Source organism: Schaalia dentiphila ATCC 17982 (genome assembly GCF_000154225.1).
GTDB classification, from domain to species: domain Bacteria; phylum Actinomycetota; class Actinomycetes; order Actinomycetales; family Actinomycetaceae; genus Pauljensenia; species Pauljensenia dentiphila.
The window spans coordinates 184,548-204,878 of record NZ_DS264586.1 but is presented as its reverse complement, the minus strand read 5'-3'; the positions used below and the strand labels follow the sequence as shown (position 1 = coordinate 204,878).

At 62.9% G+C, this 20,331-nt stretch carries 18 protein-coding genes; 11 read left to right on the top strand and 7 right to left on the bottom strand.

Features of this window, described 5'->3' with window-relative positions:
• Window positions 1–117: 117 nt before the first annotated feature.
• Together ACTODO_RS00860 and ACTODO_RS00855 are read left to right on the top strand one after the other, a co-directional pair.
• On the top strand, window positions 118–1,098 hold the full coding sequence (locus ACTODO_RS00860) for a Bax inhibitor-1/YccA family protein (protein WP_003790303.1): 981 nt from the start codon (window positions 118–120) through the stop codon (window positions 1,096–1,098).
• A gap of 33 nt (window positions 1,099–1,131) precedes the next feature.
• Window positions 1,132–1,530, top strand: a complete 399-nt coding sequence (locus ACTODO_RS00855; RefSeq protein WP_003790301.1) for an FKBP-type peptidyl-prolyl cis-trans isomerase — start codon at window positions 1,132–1,134, stop codon at window positions 1,528–1,530.
• A gap of 67 nt (window positions 1,531–1,597) precedes the next feature.
• On the opposite strand, the gene msrA is transcribed toward ACTODO_RS00855, so the two are convergent.
• Window positions 1,598–2,224 (bottom strand): peptide-methionine (S)-S-oxide reductase MsrA, encoded by a 627-nt coding sequence (gene msrA / locus ACTODO_RS00850; RefSeq protein ID WP_003790299.1) that lies wholly within the window; start codon window positions 2,222–2,224, stop codon window positions 1,598–1,600.
• Between the two features lie 99 nt (window positions 2,225–2,323).
• On the opposite strand from msrA, the gene ACTODO_RS00845 reads away from it, so the two are divergent.
• A complete protein-coding gene (locus tag ACTODO_RS00845) occupies window positions 2,324–3,808 on the top strand; it encodes an AI-2E family transporter (protein WP_003790297.1) in 1,485 nt (494 codons plus the stop codon).
• A gap of 109 nt (window positions 3,809–3,917) precedes the next feature.
• Here ACTODO_RS00845 and greA read toward each other — a convergent pair whose 3' ends face one another.
• Both greA and trhA read right to left on the bottom strand, forming a co-directional pair.
• On the bottom strand, window positions 3,918–4,397 hold the full coding sequence (gene greA, locus ACTODO_RS00840) for a transcription elongation factor GreA (protein WP_003794499.1): 480 nt from the start codon (window positions 4,395–4,397) through the stop codon (window positions 3,918–3,920).
• A gap of 115 nt (window positions 4,398–4,512) precedes the next feature.
• On the bottom strand, window positions 4,513–5,196 hold the full coding sequence (trhA, locus tag ACTODO_RS00835) for a PAQR family membrane homeostasis protein TrhA (RefSeq protein WP_003790292.1): 684 nt from the start codon (window positions 5,194–5,196) through the stop codon (window positions 4,513–4,515).
• Between the two features lie 186 nt (window positions 5,197–5,382).
• Between trhA and ACTODO_RS00830 the strand changes: the two genes are divergently transcribed.
• Window positions 5,383–6,144, top strand: a complete 762-nt coding sequence (locus tag ACTODO_RS00830) for an isoprenyl transferase (protein ID WP_003790290.1) — start codon at window positions 5,383–5,385, stop codon at window positions 6,142–6,144.
• A gap of 82 nt (window positions 6,145–6,226) precedes the next feature.
• On the opposite strand, the gene ACTODO_RS00825 is transcribed toward ACTODO_RS00830, so the two are convergent.
• From ACTODO_RS00825 to xseA, 3 genes are read right to left on the bottom strand one after another with little or no spacing between them, the layout of a single operon-like run.
• Window positions 6,227–7,162 (bottom strand): carbohydrate kinase family protein, encoded by a 936-nt coding sequence (locus tag ACTODO_RS00825; protein WP_003790285.1) that lies wholly within the window; start codon window positions 7,160–7,162, stop codon window positions 6,227–6,229.
• Window positions 7,163–7,205: 43 nt separating this feature from the next.
• The gene (locus ACTODO_RS00820; RefSeq protein ID WP_003790283.1) at window positions 7,206–7,436 is read right to left on the bottom strand and encodes an exodeoxyribonuclease VII small subunit; all 231 of its coding nucleotides are present in this window, start codon (window positions 7,434–7,436) and stop codon (window positions 7,206–7,208) included.
• A 52-nt stretch (window positions 7,437–7,488) separates the two neighbouring features.
• On the bottom strand, window positions 7,489–8,817 hold the full coding sequence (gene xseA, locus ACTODO_RS00815; protein ID WP_003790281.1) for an exodeoxyribonuclease VII large subunit: 1,329 nt from the start codon (window positions 8,815–8,817) through the stop codon (window positions 7,489–7,491).
• Window positions 8,818–8,946: 129 nt separating this feature from the next.
• Here xseA and ACTODO_RS00810 point away from each other — a divergent pair, with 129 nt between their 5' ends.
• Window positions 8,947–10,014 carry a 4-hydroxy-3-methylbut-2-enyl diphosphate reductase gene (locus ACTODO_RS00810; RefSeq protein WP_003790279.1) on the top strand — a complete coding sequence of 356 codons (1,068 nt, stop codon included), beginning with the start codon at window positions 8,947–8,949 and terminating at the stop codon, window positions 10,012–10,014.
• A gap of 37 nt (window positions 10,015–10,051) precedes the next feature.
• The gene (ychF, locus tag ACTODO_RS00805) at window positions 10,052–11,134 is read left to right on the top strand and encodes a redox-regulated ATPase YchF (protein ID WP_003790276.1); all 1,083 of its coding nucleotides are present in this window, start codon (window positions 10,052–10,054) and stop codon (window positions 11,132–11,134) included.
• Between the two features lie 357 nt (window positions 11,135–11,491).
• On the opposite strand, the gene ACTODO_RS10700 is transcribed toward ychF, so the two are convergent.
• Window positions 11,492–11,776 carry a hypothetical protein gene (locus tag ACTODO_RS10700; RefSeq protein WP_003790275.1) on the bottom strand — a complete coding sequence of 95 codons (285 nt, stop codon included), beginning with the start codon at window positions 11,774–11,776 and terminating at the stop codon, window positions 11,492–11,494.
• A gap of 683 nt (window positions 11,777–12,459) precedes the next feature.
• Between ACTODO_RS10700 and ACTODO_RS00800 the strand changes: the two genes are divergently transcribed.
• From ACTODO_RS00800 to ACTODO_RS00780, 5 genes are all read left to right on the top strand, one after another.
• Entirely contained in the window at window positions 12,460–15,399 is a 2,940-nt protein-coding gene (locus tag ACTODO_RS00800) for a DUF5979 domain-containing protein (RefSeq protein ID WP_244262490.1), read from the top strand.
• A 954-nt stretch (window positions 15,400–16,353) separates the two neighbouring features.
• Window positions 16,354–16,662 (top strand): HigA family addiction module antitoxin, encoded by a 309-nt coding sequence (locus tag ACTODO_RS00795; RefSeq protein ID WP_034512547.1) that lies wholly within the window; start codon window positions 16,354–16,356, stop codon window positions 16,660–16,662.
• 163 nt (window positions 16,663–16,825) lie between these two features.
• Window positions 16,826–18,220 carry an AAA family ATPase gene (locus tag ACTODO_RS00790; RefSeq protein ID WP_244262489.1) on the top strand — a complete coding sequence of 465 codons (1,395 nt, stop codon included), beginning with the start codon at window positions 16,826–16,828 and terminating at the stop codon, window positions 18,218–18,220.
• Window positions 18,217–19,260 carry a 5-methylcytosine-specific restriction endonuclease system specificity protein McrC gene (gene mcrC, locus ACTODO_RS00785; RefSeq protein WP_034512543.1) on the top strand — a complete coding sequence of 348 codons (1,044 nt, stop codon included), beginning with the start codon at window positions 18,217–18,219 and terminating at the stop codon, window positions 19,258–19,260. Before ACTODO_RS00790 ends, mcrC begins: the two co-directional genes overlap by 4 nt.
• 204 nt (window positions 19,261–19,464) lie before the next feature.
• A complete protein-coding gene (locus ACTODO_RS00780; protein WP_003790262.1) occupies window positions 19,465–20,262 on the top strand; it encodes a DUF6318 family protein in 798 nt (265 codons plus the stop codon).
• Window positions 20,263–20,331: the final 69 nt, after the last annotated feature.

Below are 20,331 nucleotides of genomic sequence, written 5' to 3'. Positions count from 1 at the left end.
GTGGAACTCGCTGCGCGTGTGGACACCGTGTTGCGCTGCGCGCATAATGGTACGTTTCCCACCCGTGGATGCCTCGTGCGACACTAGAGGCACTGCATCACTGAATGAGGAGGAAAAATGGCCAACCCGGTGATGAATTCGATCGTGAAGGACTGGTCCACTCAGTCGACGACTCCCGCCGGCTACCCCGAGATGCCGGGGTACCAGCCCGCTTCGGCGCAGGCACAGAACCCCTACGCGGGTGCGACCAACCCGTACGGCACCCAGCAGGGTGTCGACTATTCGGGGCAGCCGGTCTACGGCACTGCACAGGCTGGCGCCGAGGGCTACCCGGTGTCGTCCAGCTATGAGGAGCAGATGGCCTCGTACGAGGCGATGATGAACGCTCCCGCGGCCGACGCGGTGGATCGCAGAACGATGACCTACGACGACGTTGTGGTCAAGTCCCTGATCTGTTTCGGTCTGCTGCTCATGGGTGCGACCGCAGGATGGCTGACGGGCATCGTGACGCTCGGCGCGGCTATGCTCGTGGCTCTTGGCGCGTGCGTGGTGACGCTGGGGCTGGGTCTGTTTATCCGGTTCTCGAAGACGGTCCGCCCGGCCGCGATCATCGCCTACTCGCTGATCGAGGGCTTTGTCCTTGGTGCCCTGTCCTTCGCCTTCGAATTGATGTACCCGGGCATCGTCGCCACCGCGGTGGTCGCGACCCTCGTCGTTATCGGCGTGACCCTGGCGGCCTTCACGATGGGCTTCGTGCGCAACTCCTCGACGCTCGCCCGCGTCGCCGGCATTGGTTGCACTGCGTTTTTCTTCTACTACATGGCCAGCTTCGCCCTCTCGGTCACCGGCCTCGTGGACATGACGGCGGTGAACAATGCAAAGATCTTCGGTATTCCGCTTGGCATCATCATCGGCGTTCTCGCGGTCTTCATCGGCGTCCTGTGCCTCGTGCGCGACTTCGATGCCGTCAAGGTTGGTGTCGCCAACAATGTGCCTGAGAAGTACTCGTGGCTGTGCACCTTCGCCATCATGACCGACGTCATCTGGATCTACCTCGAGATCCTCAGGATCCTGTCCTACCTCATGCGCCGCGACTGACGCGTCGCTTCACCGACCCTAAGGAAAGACATCATGGATAACATCTCTGTCGCCGGCGAATTCGGCCGCAAGCCAGCCCTGTCCTTCGACGGCACCCCCGCTGATGAACTCGTCGTCGAGGTCCTGCACACCGGTGACGGCCAGGTCGTCGAGGCCGGCGATACGATCACATGCCACTACTACGGCGCGGTCTTCGGCTCTGACGTCGACTTCGATAACTCCTTCGACCGCGGCGGTGCCCTGTCCTTCCAGATCGGCGTTGGAATGGTCATCCCCGGATGGGACGAGGGCCTCGTGGGCAAGCGCGTGGGCGACCGCGTCCTGCTGTCCATCCCCTCCGAGCTCGGCTATGGCGAGCGCGGCGTTCCGCAGGCAGGCATCCCCGGCGGCGCGACCCTCGTGTTCGTCACCGACATCCTGGGCGTGAACTGATCTCACGCGATGTGGGGCGGGCCGGCACACACGTGCCAGCCCGCCCCACATCTGTCTCACGCGTTGGCTACTCGTGGGGCAGAGCCGGGCAGGCGACGCCCGTGCGGGCGTGGCACTCGTAGCCGCCCGGGTTCTTGAACAGGTACTGCTGGTGGTAGTCCTCCGCGTACCAGAAACGTGCGGTGGAGTCAGCGTCTGGAGCGGGGGAGATGACCGTCTGAATCGGGCTGAAACCGCGCTTGGTGAGCACCTCCTGGTAGGCCGTGCGCAGGGCGGTCGCGTCGCGCAGCTGCTCGGGTGTGGTCGTCCAGATCGCAGAGCGGTACTGGTCGCCGATGTCGTTGCCCTGTCCGCCCACCTGCGTCGGATCGTGGATCTCAAAGAAGAGGCGAACGAGGTCAGCGGCGCTCGTGAGCGCGGTATCGAAGACAACGCGTACGGTTTCCGCATGACCCGTCGAATGAGAACACACCTGCTCGTACGTCGGGTTGGGCGAATGTCCGCCCATGTAGCCGGTCGCCGTGGTCACGACCCCGGGAGTGTTCCACAGGGCCTTCTCGACGCCCCAGAAGCACCCCGCTGCGAGGTAGATGACCTCCTGGCCCGCCCCGGCCTCGTCCCTCATGTTTGAGCCGAGGACCGCGTGTGTGGAGACGTGAACGTTCGTGTGTGCCTGGTGAAAGAAAGATGTCATAGGTCCCAGTATCCTCCTGCCGTGGCAGGTGAGCGCGCTGCGCGAACGGAAATGCGTGTGCGCGCGAGTATGCTGAGGGGTGAATGAAAAGGAGGGAAAGTGGCCGACACTCAGGAACAGCCGCGATGGAAGCTATCCGACCTCATCGGCAGGCTCTCAGCTGCCCTGCCGACGAAGCGCGTTGATGAATCCGCGCCCGCGCCCGTCATGGTGTCCGTGCGCGAGGAACACGAGGATGAGCGCGACGTGGCGGCCGCCGTCCCGCGCACCCTTCGCATCGCCGCAGCGATCTCGTGGCGCACCCTCGTCGTCGCCGGCCTGGTCATGGCCGTCCTGTGGGGCATCGCCCGCCTGACAATCGTCATCATGCCGGTCGCGATCGCGCTGACGGTGACGGTGCTTCTCGAACCACTCGTCTCCTGGATGCGCCGCCGCCTGCACTTCCCCTCGTCGCTGGCCGCAACCGTCGGCCTGCTCGTCTTCTTCGCCGCCGTCGCTGGCGCGCTGAGCCAGGCCGCCGCCGAACTCATCCAGCAGGTGCCGTATCTGGCCTCGCAGGCCGCGGACGGCTTCCGCAAGCTGCTCGACGCGATTGCGCACAACGAGTTTCTGCATGATGGTCCGTTGAAGATGGACACGACGGTCCTGACGAATGCAGCCGAGCAGCTGCGTTCCGAGCTGGTGAACTGGCTGAATACCAACAAGGAAACGCTGGCGACCGGCGCCCTGAACATCACGTCCTCGGTCGGCACACTGGCGACCTCAGCCCTGACGATGCTCTTCTGCCTGTTCTTCTTCCTGAAGGAGGGACGCTCGATCTGGCTGTGGTGCGTGCGCCTGCTGCCCGCCCCCGCCCGCGTCCCCGTCCACGAGAGCGCGATTCGCGGCTGGGCAACCTTCGGCTCCTACGTGCGCACGCAGATCCAGGTGGCGGCCATCGACGCGCTCGGCATTGCGCTGGGCGCATTCTTCCTGGGGGTGCCCCTGGCCATCCCGATCGGCGTTATCACCTTCTTTGCCGCCTTCGTTCCGATTCTGGGTGCCCTGACGTCCGGTGTCATCGCGGTACTCGTGGCGGCCGTGAACGGCGGCCTGACGAAGGCGATCATCATGCTCGTCATCATCCTCGTCGTCCAGCAGGTCGAATCCAACATCCTGCAGCCCTTCATGATGTCGAACGCCGTCTCCTTGCACCCGGTCGCCGTCATGCTCGTCATCACTGCCGGATCCGCGATCGCTGGTATCGCCGGCGCGATCTTCTCGGTGCCGATCGCCGCCTTCATCAACGCGACTGTCATGTACCTGCACGGGTACGACCCGATGCCCGAGCTGGCGACCGCGGAGGACCGCCCGGGCGGCCCTCCGGGCATGCTCGAGGAGACGATCGCGGCCTCCTACGCGGGTAAGCCAGATACGCGCCCGTACGTGGCTCGTGCAGAAGCTGATGAGGACGAGGTCGTGGCGTCCGTGGATCTTCACGTCGAGGCCTGTGTCGAGTCGGAGGGGGACGCGACACGGGAGGAAACGCCGACCGCTGAACAGCAGAAGCCGGGGGAGCCTCCGACGCCCCACGTGGAGGCGTAAGGTTTCTTTACGCGCGTATGCAATGCGAAGCGGGTCCCACCGAGTGGTGGGACCCGCTTCGCATTGATGAGGGGCGTGCGAGGCCGGGGTGGCCTGCTCGCCTCGGGGCTCAGCCTTCGAAGGGCTTGGCGTCAAGGATCTCGACGTCGATCATGCGGCCAGTGGGGGCTTCGAAGGAGAGCTTGTCGCCGGCCTTGTGGCCGATGACCGCTGCACCCAGGGGAGCCTGTGCGGAGAAGACCTGAATGCCCAGGTCGCCGCCGGCGTCACGCGAACCGAGCAGGAACTTCTGCTCGCGACCGGCCACCAGAGCCGTAACAACCATGCCGGGCTCGACGATGCCGTCGTCGGCGGGGGTCTCGCCGACCTCGGCGTGCTCCAGCATTTCCTGGAGGGCCTGGATGCGGGTCTCGTTCATGGACTGCTCGTTGCGCGCAGCGTGGTAGCCGCCGTTCTCGCGCAGGTCGCCCTCCTGGCGGGCGGCGTCGATGAGGCGCGCGATCTCGACGCGCTTGACCTCGACGCGCTCCTTCAGCTCGCTTGCGAGCAGGTCGTACTGGGCCTGCGTGAGCCACTGTGTGTCAGCCATGGTTCCTCCAATGACGTGTGAGTAATCGAGCGCCGGCACACGGGTGCCGGCGCGCATGGTGTCGAGTGTAGCAACATTGCGCCAGGCCACGGGCGCAGCCTGGCCGGGCGGCGCGTCAGGAATTCAGGACCGCCAGGTAGACGGCGACGCAATGGCATGCCCACGCGGCGACGGTGAAGGCGTGGAAAATCTCGTGGAAGCCGAACCAGGTGGGGGAGGGGTCGGGCTTCTTGGTGCCGTAGACGACCGCGCCGAGCGTGTAGAGGACACCTCCGGCGACGATCAGCCACACCACGATGGGGCCGCCACCTGCCCACAGCTGCGGCAGATACCAGACCGCCACCCACCCGAGTGCGACGTAGACGAGGGTGGTCAGCCAGCGCGGTGCGCTGGGCCAGAAGAGGTTGAGGAGGATGCCGGCGATCGCCCCTCCCCACACGACCGACAGGAGAACAGTCGCGTCAAAGCGGTCCAGGAGCGCGATCGTGATCGGCGTGTAGGTGCCCGCGATGAGCAGGAAGATGTTGGAGTGGTCGAGGCGCTTCCACATGATCTCCCAGCGCGGGGCCCAGTAGAAGCGGTGGTAGGCGGCCGAGACGCCGAAGAGGATGAGGGAACACGCCAGGTAGACGGCGGATCCGATCTGCGTGGGGGTTGTGGGCGCCAGACAGACGAGGACGATGGAAGCGGCCAGGGACAGAGGGGCGGCGGCCAGGTGTAGCCAGCCGCGCAGTTTCGGCTTGATCTGCACGAGCTGGCCCGAGAACCATTCCTTGGGCGTGAGCGATGCGATCTTCATCTGTTCCCCTGTCAATCTGTCAACATTTCTTACGAGTCCGTAGGTTACTACGCCGTAACTTGTTGCGATAGGCGTGTTCTCGCTCTTCGAGAGTGCTTGTGTTTCCCTGCCGTCCTACGGCGCGATACCCTTAATGTCATAAGAGTACGCCGCACCACGGGGTGCGACAGTAGCAGGAGGGACATCATGGCCCAGTGGAACATGCTCTACGACATGTACGAGCGTCGCCTCAAAGCCGAGCTGTCTGACGCCGCCGTGCCCGCCCACATCGGCGTGATCCTGGACGGTAACCGCCGCTGGGCGAAGTCCCTGGGCGCGACCGCCTCGCAGGGACACCGCGCTGGCGCCGGGAAGATCAGCGAGTTCCTCCAGTGGTCCGACGACGCGGGTGTGTCGATCGTGACGCTGTGGCTCCTGTCCACCGATAATCTCTCGCGCGATGCCGGCGAGCTGGGCGAGCTGCTGCGCATCATCTGCGAGGCCGTCTCCCTCCTGGCGGATCAGGGGCGCTGGAAGCTGGCCGTCGTCGGCGACCTCTCCCTGCTGCCCGAAAAGGTATCCGAGGACCTGCGTGCGTCCGTCGCGCGCACCGCCGACGTGCAGGGAATGACAGTCAATATCGCGGTCGGCTACGGCGGGCGACACGAGATCACCGAGGCCGTGCGCTCCATGATGCGCGAGGCGTCGGCCCAGGGGCGCACCCTCGACGAGCTCGCCGACTCCTTCACCGACGCGGATATCACCGCGCACCTGTACACGAAGGACCAGCCCGACCCCGACCTCGTCATCCGTACCTCGGGCGAGCAGCGCTTGTCGGGCTTCATGCTGTGGCAGTCCGTGCACTCCGAGTACTACTTCTGCGAGGTTTACTGGCCGGACTTCCGCCGCGTCGACTTCCTGCGCGCCCTGCGCTCCTACGCGCAGCGCGAGCGCCGCATGGGCAAGTAAGCGCGCGTCGATTATGCCGCGCGTGCGTTGAACGCGGCCGGACCCCGTTGTGGGGACCGGCCTCGTTACGTGTGTGGCGTTCTTAGGAGAGCTCGTGCGCCCAGGGCGGGTTCGCGCCCTTGCGCGAGACGGTTACGTCGGAGACGGCGCTGGCGCGGTCGATGATGGCGCGGATCTGCTCCTCGGGAAGGGTGCGCAGTGCCTCGCGCGCGTCCGCACCTCGCAGGCCCATGCCCCACATGGCGTCGATCATGCCGCCCATGAAAGAGTCGCCCGCGCCGACCGTGTCGACGACCTCGACGTCGCTCGGGGTCTTCGTGAAGCGCAGGCCCGAGGCCATGGCGACCTCGCTCCCGTACTTGCCGCGCGTGACGACCACGAGCGAGACGCCCATGCCGAGCCAACGATCCACGACCTCGTCGATGGGCGCGCCGCCGGTCAGCCAGTCGATGTCCTCGTCGGAGACCTTGACGACGTCAGCCAGGGCGATAAAACGCTCGAGGGAAGCGAGCGCCGCCGCGGGCTCGCCCATGATCGAGGGGCGCGCGTTCGGGTCGAAGCACACGAGCGCGTGCTCGCGGCCGCGGGTCAGCGCGTCGAGGACCGCGGAGGCGCCCGGCTCGATGACCGCCGAAATCGAGCCGGCCTCGATGATCTGCGCGGTAGGCGGAACGGTGATTGGAGGAGCCGGCGCCCACTCCAGGTCGAAGGTGTAGGAGGCGGCCCCCGACTCGTCCAGGCGTGCCAGCGCCGTCGACGTGTGCGAGGCACCGCGCGAGGCCCCGGTGACGTGCACGCCGGAATCGTACATGTGGAAGTCGATGAGACGGCCGCGCTCGTCCAGACCGATCCAGGTCGCCAGCGCCACCGGCCGGTCCAGACGCCCCAGCGTTAGGGCGACGTTCGCGGGAGAGCCGCCGGGGATCTCAACGGGGAAGTCGGGTTGCTCGTACGTGATGACGACGTCGATGAGCGCCTCGCCGATCGCGAGAATGTGGGGGCCAGATTGCACCGTCATGGCGTCTCCTCACCTGCGTGTGAGCGGATCTACAGAATGTACATTAGCGCGCTTCGGGGGAGGGCGTGGTGGTGCGCTCAGAAAGAAGAGCCTGGGCGCCGTCCAGGATCTGGGAACAGCGGGCGGCCAGGGCCTCGCCGCGTTCCCACATCATGAGAGTGTCCTCGAGCGGGGCCTGCCCGCCCTCGAGGGTCTGGACGATGCGCACGAGCTCGTCGCGCGCCTCCTCGTAGCCGAGGGACTGGGGATCGGGGAGCTGGTCGTTCGTGGTCATGTGAGTGTTCCTTTGGGTGAGAGGTTCGGGGACGAGGCCGGGACGCTGAGTGTCAGGCGCCTGTGTTGGGCGCGTCCACGGGAGGAGTGGGGTTGGTGGCACCCACGACCTGGGCGACCATGCGGCCCGACGCGAGGATGCCTTCGATGAGGTCGCCCTTCTTGATCTGCGCCGAAGAGGTGATGAGCGCGCCGGAGGGAGTCTTCAGCAGCGCGTAGCCGCGGTCCAGCGTCGCCTGCGGAGACAGGGCCGTCAGGGTCGCGCGCGAGCGAGTCAGCTGCTGGCGCTCCGAGGCGAGCCGACGCTCGATCGCCGATCGCATCGCCGTGACCCGCTGCGTGAGGGCTACACGGTGCCCCTCGACGATCGCCTCCGGGCCTTGGAGCACCGGGCGTGACGCGATGAGCGTCAGGTTCGAGCGCTCTGTCGCCAGGCGCGCGCCCAGCGCCCCACGCATGCGGGTCAGCGCCTGAGAGATGCCGTCGCGCTCGCGGGCACGGTCCGGAACGATGCGGCGAGCCGCATCCGTCGGGGTCGAGGCCCGGTAGTCGGCGACCAGGTCCAGCAGGGGAGAATCCCCCTCGTGGCCGATCGCGGAGACGATGGACGTGCGGGCGTCCGCGACGGCGCGCACGAGGCGCTCGTCGGAGAAGGGGAGAAGGTCTTCGACCGCGCCGCCGCCGCGCGCGATGACGATGACGTCCACGTCGTCCATGGCGTCCAGTTCGAGGAGGGCGCGGCCCACCTCGGGTACGCAGTGATCGCCCTGCACGGCGACCTCGCGGATCTCGAAGCGGGCGGATGGCCAGCGGTCCGACGCGTTCACGACCACGTCGTCCTTCGCCTTCGCGTTACGCCCGCAGATCAGGCCGATCGTGCGCGGCAGGAACGGCAGCGGTTTCTTGCGTGCATCTGCAAACAGCCCCTCGGCGGCCAGGCGGGCACGCAGCGCCTCAATCTGGGCCAGCAGATCACCCACGCCCTGGAGGTGAATCTCCGCGGCCTGCAGGTTGAGGCGGCCCGAGCGCTCCCAGAACACCGGCTTCACGCGCGTCACCACGTGCGCACCCTCGGTGAGGGGCGTGGAATCCATGACGCCCGCCCACGCGGTCACCGTCATCGACGTGTCCGTCTCCAAGTCGCGCAGCGTCAAAAAGTGCATCTTCGCGCCCGGGCGCACCTTGTATTCGACGACCTGGCCCTCCACCCACAGGGGGCTCATGCGGTCCACGTACACCTTGATGTTCTCCGTCAGCCTGCGCAGCGGCCACGGATTATCCCGCGTCGTATCAGCCGCCTTCGCGGCGGGCGGACGAGGCTGGGAGGAGCCGCCCGGAGGCGGCGCAGCATGAGTATCAGGCAATGTCACGCCACTCAGCATGCCACAGGAAAGTCCCCGCCGCGCTGCCGCAGCGTACGCCTGTGGACAGCCCCGGCCTCGTCGATGAGGAGCGTGTGGGATTGCCACGAGCGCGCGCACGCCCCGGGCCGCGGGCGCTAGGGTGGACGCATGAATGAAAACGTCGACCTGCGAGCCAGCGCCGAGACCCCCCTGCCCTCCTCCCACGGTGAGGGCAGCGGCCGCATCCTCTTGGCCGCCCCCCGCGGATACTGCGCCGGCGTGGACCGCGCCGTCGACGTCGTCGAAAAGGCCCTCGAGCTCTACGGCGCGCCCGTATACGTGCGCAAGGAGATCGTCCACAACAAGTTCGTCGTCGAGTCGCTGACCAAGCGCGGCGCGATCTTCGTGCAGGAGACCGACGAGGTGCCCGAGGGTGCCCGCGTCGTCTTCTCCGCGCACGGCGTCTCCCCGGCCGTCCACGAGGCCGCCGCCACCCGCCACCTCGCCACGATCGACGCGACCTGCCCGCTCGTGACCAAGGTGCACCGCGAGGCCGTGCGCTTCGCGAAGGAAGACTACGACATCATCCTGGTGGGCCATCAGGGCCATGAGGAGGTTGAGGGCACCTTCGGTGAGGCCCCCGACCACATCCAGGTCGTCGGCACCCCCGATGAGGTCGATAACGTCGTCGTGCGCGACCCCTCGCGCGTCGTGTGGATCTCCCAGACCACGCTCTCGGTCGACGAGACCCGCGAGACCGTCGACCGTCTGCGTCAGCGCTTCCCGCAGCTTATCGACCCGCCGTCGGACGACATCTGCTACGCCACCCAGAACCGCCAGGGCGCGGTCAAACACATTGCGCCCCAGGTGGACGTCATGGTCGTTGTCGGCTCGGCGAACTCCTCGAACTCTGTGCGCCTCGTCGAGGTCGCGCTCGAGGCCGGGGCGGGCGCCGCCTACCGCGTCGACAAGGCCGACGAGCTTGAGGAATCCTGGTTCGAGGGTGCCCGCACCGTGGGCCTCACCTCCGGCGCGTCCGTGCCCGAGATCCTCGTACGCGAGGTCATCGAATGGCTACAGGAGCGCGGATTCCCCACCGTCGAGGTGGCCCGCACCGAAACCGAATCCACGACCTTCGCGCTGCCCCGCGACCTGCGCGCCGACCTCAAGAAGGCCGGCATGGCGCCCGCGCGTCCTCACGCGCCCCGCGTCGCCGGGCCAAACCACACGAAGTAGGGCAACACCACCGGGCCTGCTCCGATAGGATGGGGGCGTGTCTCTTACTATCGGTATCGCCGGACTGCCCAACGTCGGCAAGTCCACCCTGTTCAACGCCCTGACCCGCGCGACTGTGCTCGCCGCGAACTACCCGTTCGCGACCATCGAGCCCAACGTCGGCGTCGTTCCCCTGCCCGACCCGCGCCTAAACAAGCTCGCGGATATCTTCGGCTCCCAGCGCATCCTGCCCGCCACCGTGTCCTTCGTGGACATCGCCGGCATCGTGCGCGGCGCCTCCGAGGGTGAGGGCCTGGGCAACCAGTTCCTCGCCAACATCCGCGAGGCAGACGCGATCTGCCAGGTCACGCGCGCCTTCTCCGACCCCGACGTCGTGCACGTCGACGGCAAGGTGGACCCGGCCTCGGACATCGAGACCATCAAGACCGAGCTGATCCTCGCCGACATGCAGACGATCGAGAAGCAGATCCCGCGCCTCGAGAAGGAGGTGCGAGGCAAGAAGACCGAGCCGATCGTCCTCGAGACCGCGCGCCAGGCTCTCGAGCTGCTGGAGCGCGGCGAGCTGCTGTCCGGCCCCGAGGGCGCCAAGCTGGACCAGGACGCGCTGCGTTCCTTCCAGCTCATGACCTCCAAGCCCTTCATTTTTGTGTTCAACATGGACGCCGCCGAGATGGACAACGAGGAGATGAAGGACGAACTGCGCGCCCTCGTCGCCCCTGCCGAAGCCATCTTCCTGGACGCCCAGTTCGAAGCTGAGCTGGTCGAACTGGACGACGAGGACGCCCGCGAGATGCTCGCCGAATCCGGCCAGGACGAGTCCGGCCTGGACAAGCTGGCCCGCGTCGGCTTCGACACCCTCGGCCTGCAGACCTACCTCACCGCCGGTGAGAAGGAAGCGCGCGCCTGGACGATCCACAAGGGCGACACCGCCCCCAAGGCCGCCGGCGTCATCCACACGGACTTCGAGAAGGGCTTCATCAAGGCCGAGGTCGTCTCCTTCGACGACCTGGTCGAGGCCGGCTCCATGGCCGCGGCAAAGGCCGCTGGCAAGGTCCGCATGGAAGGCAAGGACTACGTCATGGAAGACGGAGACGTCGTCGAATTCAGGTTTAATGTCTGAGGGAAGGACGTGAATTGTTCTGTGTATGGGTGGGCTGTTTCTCACCCAGAAAGATTCCATGAGTGCTATGAGAACCGTTGGGCGTTGTTAATTGGCAAAGCGTGAATATTGGAGATGTGGATATCGGTCAAGACTGACGTAGCTATCAACGGCCTTGTCGAATTTGATTGACGAACCGTGCGTGCGAGCTGCGAGCGCAGTAAGCAGCGGGTATGCGAAATCCTCATTGTCGCAGGACCAGACACTCACCCGCACTCAACTATGAAGACTCACTTACGGGTGGTGGGTGAGAAGTTTTGGAATATTTATGCTGCCTTATGCTGTTCTGAGACTATGTCAAAGCATGTTGATTGTTGCTCACTCGTCTTCATCTTTCCTTTTTATCCAGAAAGAGCTCTCTGAGTTCAAATGTTCGGCTAGTTCGGCGAAGGTGGTTGGTTCGATGGAGGGGAATAGATGGTCAAGAGCTTCTTCGGTAGTCCATTCCGCTGCAATCCGAATATACTCGCCTTGGTCCATTGGTAGACCCTCGACAGGAGAGCAAAAGGTGGATGTGAAGTCCGTCAGGTCATCGGATATATCGAGTGGATTCTCGTTTGCTTCTGAATCGGGTAAGTGTTCAGTGTTTGGGTTATCTGACATTGTAGTACCTCTCCAAAAAGACTTGTTTTCGGATTGTCGTTAGATTTATGCACGTCATATCACACGCTCTGTCGATGGATGTCTTGCTGTGGCGTGTTGACCTATCGTTGCGGGGTAGGGGCAGGTTCCTTTGAGAATGGCGGCGCTTCATTCTGTCAAGTCGGTTGCAGTCATGCTGTGATGCTGAGACTGTCGCAAGGCGATGTAATGCCGTCTTTTATGTAGCAGTACTTCTTATTCGGGGTGCTGCCGAGGCTTGCTGGGAAATTCAAGACATGCACCAAGTCGAGGAGTAGTGACGTGGTGGAGTTTCGGTTCAGCACTTAAGTATTTCCTGACGGTCAGACGCGCCTTCAGTGATAAAGATGACGGGAACGTGGGATCCGGCGGCCGTAGATTCCCACCAACTGGACGTCTGTGAGCCCGCAGCAGTAAAACGGCAGGTCAAAGACCTACTGCCTTTGGGGCTAATGGTGCTCAAGCGGGCAGGTTTGCGTGATCTCACACACACTTGTACTGTAACTATCTCGAAATGTGCCCAACAGGTGCGGTAGAATTTCTTGGTAAATATCCGTGAGGATTCGGCTTTTCGCCATGTCCTTCATCCGTCGTTTTCTCATCCCATTTTCAACGTGGAAGGTCCGAGCATGCAGACATCGACAAGCAGCCTGCTACTGAAGGCAGTGAGATCGAGGCTGACCGGCGTTGCCGTCACCCTCCTGGCGGCCCTGGCTATGGTGGCCCACGGGCTGGCAGCGCCAGCAGTGGCCGCTGTCAACCCTCAGATCGAGGTGACCGACCTGGGCCTGACCAAGGTGAATGCTGCCAACGAGGAGCAGAGCGGTGAGCTCTACGTGAAGGGCCTGACGCTGCTCACATTCAACTGGGATGCCTCGAAAATAACGCCGAAGGAGGGTGACTCCTTCGCAATCGGCTTGCCTGCGGAGTTCAAGTTCCACTCGACTTTTGCGGTACCCATGAAGTACGGCGATCAGACGGTGGGTCAGTGTACCGTCGCAGGCGACACTCTGACTTGCGCGTTCGACGCTGGGATCACGCCGCTGGTCCAGGCTGGAAACAAGGACATCCGAGGGACCGGAAAGTTTCAGCTCGGTGTCGTTTCGCACACGAGCAAGGAAGAGCTGCCCTTCATCATCAACGGTGACAAGACCGTCAACGTTGATCTCCCGGGGACTGGCGGTATCCCCAAGTCCTCAAGTTCCTACCGTCCGGACATACAGTTCTACAAGAGCTACATCGGAGTAATGAAGGAAGGGGACACTGAGACGAACTGGTACTTCAACTTCGGTGGGCCGACCTTCATGAAAGCGCTCGGCGTGACCTTCGATGGCCAGACGGAACAGACCATCACCTTCAAGGATACGCTCGGCGCGGGCATGACTTGCCCGATGACGTCGATCCACCTCACTGCCATCGAATCTGAGGAAAACCCCTCGCAATGGGTCCTCCTGGACAAAGGACCGGAGGCTGGGGCAACGACCGGTGCGCAGGGGACCTTCGAGGTCACAGGTGAGTGCGAGCAGATGGCAGCCGATGGAACGACTCCGATTACCATCGTAGCCAAGGGCCCTTTCAGGGCAAAGACGAACTATTCAATCTCCTACAAGACTCTCTTCGTCGGTGGGACGGCGCTTCCGGGAACCGACTACACCAACAGTATTTTGGTTGAAGGAACCAAGTTTAGATGGAAGAAGACTACGAATTTCACTGTGGCGGGGTCCGTCGATGTTGAGATGCGGCAAGGTGAGGGTACCTTCAGTGTCATAAAGACGATCGCCTCCGACTATGTCCAACACGTAGATGCAGACGTCAGCTTCAAGGTGACCTTCGACTATGAGCTTCCTGCGGGCACCACGGTCGACAACTACCCGAAATGGACGCCGCCTACGAACGAAGACCAGAGCAGCACGCTCAATTCTGACAAGCGCACCGGCACGGCCACGATGGTTGTCAAGCGGGGCCAGGAGACTAGCTTCGCTACACCGTTCCCAATGGGTACGACGATCACCAACCTGCGTGAGGACACCTCGACGGCCAACCCCACTCTGCCTGCGGGCTACGTGTGGAAGGACCCGAAGTTCACCATCGGTGCCGGTGCTGGCACGAGCCTGACGATCGAAGACCAGAAGACCACGCAGGTCGACCTGTTGAATACCGTCGGAGCTGCCGACAATGGATTCCAGGTGATCAAGACAGCCAGCGGCGCCGAGGGGGCGGACACGAAAAAGTACTCCTTCACGTACACGTGCACCCTCCCGGACAAGACCGAGAAAAAGGGACAGATCACGGATGTCTTGGGTAACTCGACCCCCGTGTCCAGCCCTGAAAAGTTCCCGGTCGGCACCACCTGTGTGGTTACTGAAGATACCGAAGGGGCCGGCATCGACGGCTACGCCCTCGACCCAGTGGGCCATGACGCACAGAACGTGACGATCGGCCTGGTTAGCGAACCGACGGTCGCCGCCAACTTCACGAACACCTACACGCTCAACAAGGGTTCCTTCTCGGTGAAGAAGGTCACTGAGGGCGCTGCCTTTACTGGTGCCGACAACAACTTCACCGTGCAGTACGCGTGCACGCACGGCTCGGTGGCGCTCACTGAGGAACAAAAGGCTGGCACCCTGACGCTGACGGGTAACGGCACCGCGGTCCAGAGCCCCTCCCTTCCCTTCGGTACTTCCTGCACCATCAAGGAGAACGCCGACACCGCGCAGCGCGCAGGATACGCCGTGGCCACGGCATACTCCGCAGGCCAGGTAACCGTGGCGACTGCGACCCCGAACCCTGAGGTGACGGTGACTAACACCTATACGGCTCTCAAGGGTGGTTTCGTGATCTCCAAGACCGTGGACGGTGACGGAGCCGAACTAGCCAAGGACGCGCGTTTCACCTTCGACTACACGTGCACGCCGACCTCCGGCGTCGCCCAGGTGAAGGGAACGGTAGATATCAAGGGCGGCGAGAACCACGCTGTCTCTGATGTCCCCGTCGGTTCGTGCTCCGTCTCCGAACGTGATGCCACGATCAATGGTGCCAGCCTGAGCACTGTTCTCACAGTTGACGGCTCTGCCAACGGTGTGAACAACGGTACCGCGGTCTTCAACGTGACGGACAGCGCTACCGTCAAGGTTGCTGCCACCAACACCTACGTGCGTGATCGTGGCTCCTTCTCAGTCGCGAAGGCGGTTGTGGGCGGTCAGGATTATTTCGTGCAGGACACGTTCGTTTTCGACTACGTGTGTGCGGATGGCACCGAGGGTCACCTTGACGTTCCGGGTGATGGCACGACCGTGGAGGGTCCGCGAGTGCCTACGGGCACGGCATGCACGCTGAGTGAGCGCGCTCAGACGGCAAACCGCGACGGTTATACGGTTGCGTCTGAGCTATCCAATGACGGTAAGGTCACCATCACTGACAAGGACGTGGTGGTTGCCGTGAAGGCGACGAACACGTACACGCCGGTGCCGACGCCGAAGCTTCCCGCCAAGCCGCTGGCCAAGACAGGCGCTTCGAACGTCGTCGTGGTCGCCATTGTCGTTTCCTTGCTGGTAGGGGCCGGTGGTGCTCTTATCGCGATGAAGCGTCGCCGTCGCGATCTTTGATATCGCTGAGCCGCGGCGGCTGTTAACAGCTTGCTGAGGCAAAGAGTGAGCGCCCTCATCCCACTGCACGGGGATGGGGGCGCTCGCCTGCGCGTCTGGAATACTGGTCGGTCAATGAATTGAACGCGTTGGAGCTGCAGTCAGCCCGCGGGGAGCCGTCCGGGAGATGAGGGAAGAATGAATAGTCTTCAAGAGACTTGCGAGCCTTCAATTGTCTTGAGGTAGTGTGCTTTCCTTTTGCTGGCGCCGAGATTGTTGAGCGCTCTGAGCGGTTCTTCATCGGGTGCGTTGTTTCCACGCTCGAAACCGCAGCCAGGGATAGTCGTTGTTTCTGATAGGCAGATGCGCCCCTATGATAGGAAGCGATCGGCCAAGCCGTTTCCTCGCGACTCGGCTGGAAAGATCGTCAGCTTTTCCAAGCGATGTGCGGTGCTCATCCTGGGCGTGCTAGGGAGCGTATCGAGGCCTTAGGAATCCTCCTCAATGCGGCTACTGACGAGAAAGGGCAGCCCGGCTTTACCTACCGCACGAGTGGCAACCAGATAGCCGCGTGAACACTGGATTTGGATCGGGCTTTCGATGAGATCCGCACACAGCTGGATGGGATTGGGCCGGCGCAGTTCCCGAGGTAGCGAACCGTCTCTGAAAAAATCTCCGACGAGGCCGGGGTTGGGTGTGCACATCCGTGCGGTTGTGGGGGTGTGGGTGGGAGGATTTGCGTGATGGTTGCGCAGCATTCTTGGTGTTTCGTGTCGGTTCTGAGCGTATCCTCAAAGGCAAGGGCACGTCCCCGACGGTGGGGGCGCATGGAAGGCAAGGACTACGTGATGGAAGACGGAGACGTCGAGCAATCGCGTGCGTTCGCTTGTTCGGGCAGACCCGCGCCGTTCGTGGTGAGGGCAGTCGTGATGTGTGACAACCCGCGCAGTAGTGGTCCAGAAGGGGTTGAGATCGTTGACTACCACTGAAATTGCTCCGATTCACCCGGGTGAAGTTCTTATGGAGGACTTCATTGAGGGCTTCGGAATTACGCAGTACAAGCTCGCCGTCGCTATCAGTGTTCCGCCCCGTCGTATCAACGAAATTGTCCATGGGAAGCGGGGCATTACGGCCGACACTGCGATGCGTCTCTCTCGCTACTTCGGCACAACCCCGGGAGTCTGGATGAACCTGCAGATGCGCTACGAGCTTGACCGTGCTGAAGATGCACTGGGGGGTACGTTGAGCGGAAGCGTTCCGCTTACGACGGTGGAAGTCGCCTAAACGCCTCAGTCTGACGAGGCAGTGGCCGGGTCGCGCGAGGGCGTGGCCCGGCTTTGCTGTTGGGGACTCGTGTGCGTAAATCGTGTCGCCTGTCACCCGGGTGGTAGGGTGTGGCCATGACGACGGATAGCCAGTACTCATGGCTGTGCTTCTCAAGGAGTTGATGATGCAGACGACGGCTCTCGGCGACGATGGTGTGCAGACCGTGCGCTATTGGCTCTACGCCCCCGGCCGGGGCGCCTGCATGTGGGACGAGTTCTACTCGCGCGGAATCATGGGACTGGCATGGGGCGAGATAGGGGATCTGACTGCCTACGCACATAAGGAAGATCTGAAGGCGCAGATGCTCCAGACCTATCCCGAAAACGGTACCCAGAAGAACGACATTCACGCCCTGTGGCAGTTTGCGAACGAGATGAAGCCGGGCGATGTCGTTTTCGTGAAGAAGGGACGTTCAGAGATTCTCGGGCGAGGAATTGTTGCGGGTGACTACGTCTATGATCCGGAGGGCGGCCACTACCCGAACTGTCGGGAGGTCCGCTGGACGTCCGCAGGAAACTGGCCAATCGACGAACGACTGGCAATGAAGACCCTCACCGAGATCACCGACTACCCTGAACTCCTTTCTCGCATTGAGACGTTCTTCGAGGACAGTGACGACGACGTTGAGAGTGAGGAACCACTAGTAATCTTCCCGGAGTACTCCGCCGGGCTATTCCTCAACGAGGTCTACATGTCCGAGGAACGCTACGACGCGATCGTGGGTCTACTCAAAACAAAGAAGAACATCATCCTGCAGGGCGCACCTGGCGTCGGTAAAACCTATGCAGCCAAGCGCCTCGCCTACTCGATGATGGGCGTCAAAGACGTTTCGCGCGTCAAGCTCGTTCAGTTCCACCAGAGCTACTCTTACGAGGATTTCATCGAGGGGTATCGTCCCTCCGGCGCGGGGTTCGAGCTTGTCAAAGGTGCGTTCTATTCCTTTTGCAAGAAGGCCGCCGATGACGAGGAGAACGACTACTTCTTCATCATCGACGAGATTAACCGCGGTAACCTCTCCAAGATCTTTGGCGAGCTGTTCATGCTCATCGAGAGCGATAAACGCGGACCGAAGAACAAACTCCAGCTCCTCTACTCACGCGAATTGTTCAGCGTTCCCGCTAACGTCCACATCATCGGCATGATGAACACGGCGGACCGCAGCCTCGCCATGCTCGACTACGCGCTGCGCCGCCGCTTCGCCTTCGTTGAACTGTGCCCCGCCTTCGACTCCGACGGCTTCCGCGACTACTGCTCCGGCCTCGATAATCCGAGGTTCGAGGCCCTGGTACGCGAGGTGGAATCCCTCAACCGTGAGATCGCGGAGGATGAGTCTCTCGGTGAGGGCTTCTGCATCGGACACAGCTACTTCTGCAACATGAAACCTGAGACCTGCACCGACGCGTCCCTGGCCTTAATCGTGGACTACGAGCTCATCCCGATGCTCAAGGAATACTGGTTCGACGAGCCCGGCAAGGTCCGCGAGTGGAGCGACAGGCTGCGCAGGATGCTGCGGTGATTCGCGTCCGCAACGTCTTCCACATGCTCGCCTACGCCTTCTCGGCGCTGCGCGAGCAGGGCTACCGCGCCGTGGCCACGGAGGACTTCGACAACGCGGCCGAACTGTGCGCCGCCATCCTCGAGCGAGGCGTCTCCCTGCAACTCAAACGAGGCCTCGGGCAGGAATACGTCAGCCGGACCGAGGCGCGCTCCTCCCTGCGCGGCAAGATCGAGGTCACAGAGTCCGTGAAATCGCAGGCGATCCTGCGTCGCCAGCTCGTGTGCTCCTACGATGAGTTCAGCGTCGACACGACGATGAACCGCGTCATCAAGGCGACGGTCGCGCTGCTCGTGCGCTCGGACATTACTAGGGCCCGCAAGAAGAGCCTGAAGAAGCTCATGGTCTTCTTCGTGGACGTGCGCGAGATCGACCTGCACACGGTCGACTGGAACATGCGCTATGACCGCAACAACCGCACCTACCGCATGCTGATGGCGGTGTGCTGGCTCGTCGTCAAGGGCCTCCTCCAAACCCAGAGCGACGGCACCGTGCGCATGATGGATTTCTTCGACGAGCAGCGCATGAGCCGTCTGTATGAGAAGTTCATCCTCGAGTATTACCGCAGGGAGCATCCCCGTTTGAACGCCAGCGCGTCCTTCATCGACTGGGCGCTCGACGACGGGGTTTCGGACGGCCTGCCCGCCATGCGCAGCGACATCACGCTGAGCGCTCGCGGCCGCGCGCTCATCATCGACGCGAAGTACTACGCGTCCACAATGCAGAGCAACTTCGACAAGAGGACCGTGCACTCGGGGAACCTGTACCAGATCTTCGCGTACGTGAAGAACAAGCAGATTGCGTTCGAGCGAGCGGGGGAGAGCGATGAGGTATCGGGCATGCTCCTCTACGCCGCCACCGACGAGGACATCCAGCCCGACGCCACCTACCGCATGAGCGGCAACCGCATCAGCGCGACGACGCTCGACCTGGACCGCCCCTTCGAGGAGATCCGTGTGCAGTTGGATGGGATCGTCGAGGAGTATTTCCCCGGGGAGTGACCGCTCCGCGCGATCGATGGACGAGGCCGGGGTTGGGTGTGCACATCCGTGCGGTTCTGGGAATGCGGGTGGGAGGATTTGCGTGATGGTTGCGCAGCATTCTTAGTGTTTCGTGTCGGTTCTGCGCGTACCCTGATGAGAAAGGACGCGCTCCCAAGGGTGGGGGCGCGCCGGAGGACACCTCACCGTGGAGGCACACACACCATGAAGGTCCCACCCCTATCCGAGCGACACATCACCGAGGAAGACGAGCAAGACTTCCTCGCCCCGCCGTCGCGCCACAAGAAGCGCTCCCTCGCAGCCAGGCGGGCCGCGCTGCGCCCATGGGCAATCGGCATCGGCCTCACCGTGTTAGTGGCTGTAGCATCTGTTGCCGCCTACACGCTAGCCGCGGGCATGAGTTCATGGACCGAACGCCCCAGCGCCGCCGCAACACCCACCGTGCATCCCGCGCCCGCGCCAACAGTGTCCAGTGAGCCGGCCATGTCGGGCGGCTACGAGATCGGCCCCGACGGAGTCCTCGTGCGCCCAACCCAGTACGCGGCAGACACCTACACCAAGCCCGAACTACCCGAGGCAGCCAAGGAGAACACCGAACGCGGAGCCGAAGCAGCGGCCGAACACTACCTAGCTGTTGCAACTTACGCCTGGAATACAGGAGATACCGCTGCTATTGCGGCACTCTCGGATGATGCGAGTGGGTTTGCTCAGTCTTTGATCAAAAAGATCGATGCTGATTATTCCAATGGCTGGGCCTACGGTAAGTCACTCACCATCGATCATGTTCTTCTCCTTGAACCCGTTCCTGCTAATGGTTCCGATGTCCCGCCGAACACGATTGGGGTGAAGTTTAGTGTTACTGCTGTTGATGGGACGAAGTGCTCCGGTACGCGAATCACAGTACGTAATGAGGAATACCAATCCACGATTTCCCTGTTCATGACATGGCAAGAGAACCGCTGGGTTGAAACGCAGGGAAGGGCAGAAGCCGATGAAGGCTAGACGTATTGGTCGCCGTTCAATACTCGTGTTTCTTGTAGCTATCTGTGTTGTTTGGAGCCAGGTGTCTGC

Excerpts from the sequence above, each read along its gene's own strand:
- ACTODO_RS00860 (WP_003790303.1), top strand. The coding sequence starts at position 118 with ATGGCCAACCCGGTGATGAATTCGATCGTGAAGGACTGGTCCACTCAG.
- ACTODO_RS00855 (WP_003790301.1), top strand. The coding sequence starts at position 1,132 with ATGGATAACATCTCTGTCGCCGGCGAATTCGGCCGCAAGCCAGCCCTG.
- msrA (WP_003790299.1), bottom strand. The coding sequence starts at position 2,224 with ATGACATCTTTCTTTCACCAGGCACACACGAACGTTCACGTCTCCACA.
- greA (WP_003794499.1), bottom strand. The coding sequence starts at position 4,397 with ATGGCTGACACACAGTGGCTCACGCAGGCCCAGTACGACCTGCTCGCA.
- trhA (WP_003790292.1), bottom strand. The coding sequence starts at position 5,196 with ATGAAGATCGCATCGCTCACGCCCAAGGAATGGTTCTCGGGCCAGCTC.
- ACTODO_RS00830 (WP_003790290.1), top strand. The coding sequence starts at position 5,383 with ATGGCCCAGTGGAACATGCTCTACGACATGTACGAGCGTCGCCTCAAA.
- ACTODO_RS00825 (WP_003790285.1), bottom strand. The coding sequence starts at position 7,162 with ATGACGGTGCAATCTGGCCCCCACATTCTCGCGATCGGCGAGGCGCTC.
- ACTODO_RS00820 (WP_003790283.1), bottom strand. The coding sequence starts at position 7,436 with ATGACCACGAACGACCAGCTCCCCGATCCCCAGTCCCTCGGCTACGAG.
- xseA (WP_003790281.1), bottom strand. The coding sequence starts at position 8,817 with ATGCTGAGTGGCGTGACATTGCCTGATACTCATGCTGCGCCGCCTCCG.
- ACTODO_RS00810 (WP_003790279.1), top strand. The coding sequence starts at position 8,947 with ATGAATGAAAACGTCGACCTGCGAGCCAGCGCCGAGACCCCCCTGCCC.
- ACTODO_RS10700 (WP_003790275.1), bottom strand. The coding sequence starts at position 11,776 with ATGTCAGATAACCCAAACACTGAACACTTACCCGATTCAGAAGCAAAC.
- ACTODO_RS00790 (WP_244262489.1), top strand. The coding sequence starts at position 16,826 with ATGATGCAGACGACGGCTCTCGGCGACGATGGTGTGCAGACCGTGCGC.
- ACTODO_RS00780 (WP_003790262.1), top strand. The coding sequence starts at position 19,465 with ATGAAGGTCCCACCCCTATCCGAGCGACACATCACCGAGGAAGACGAG.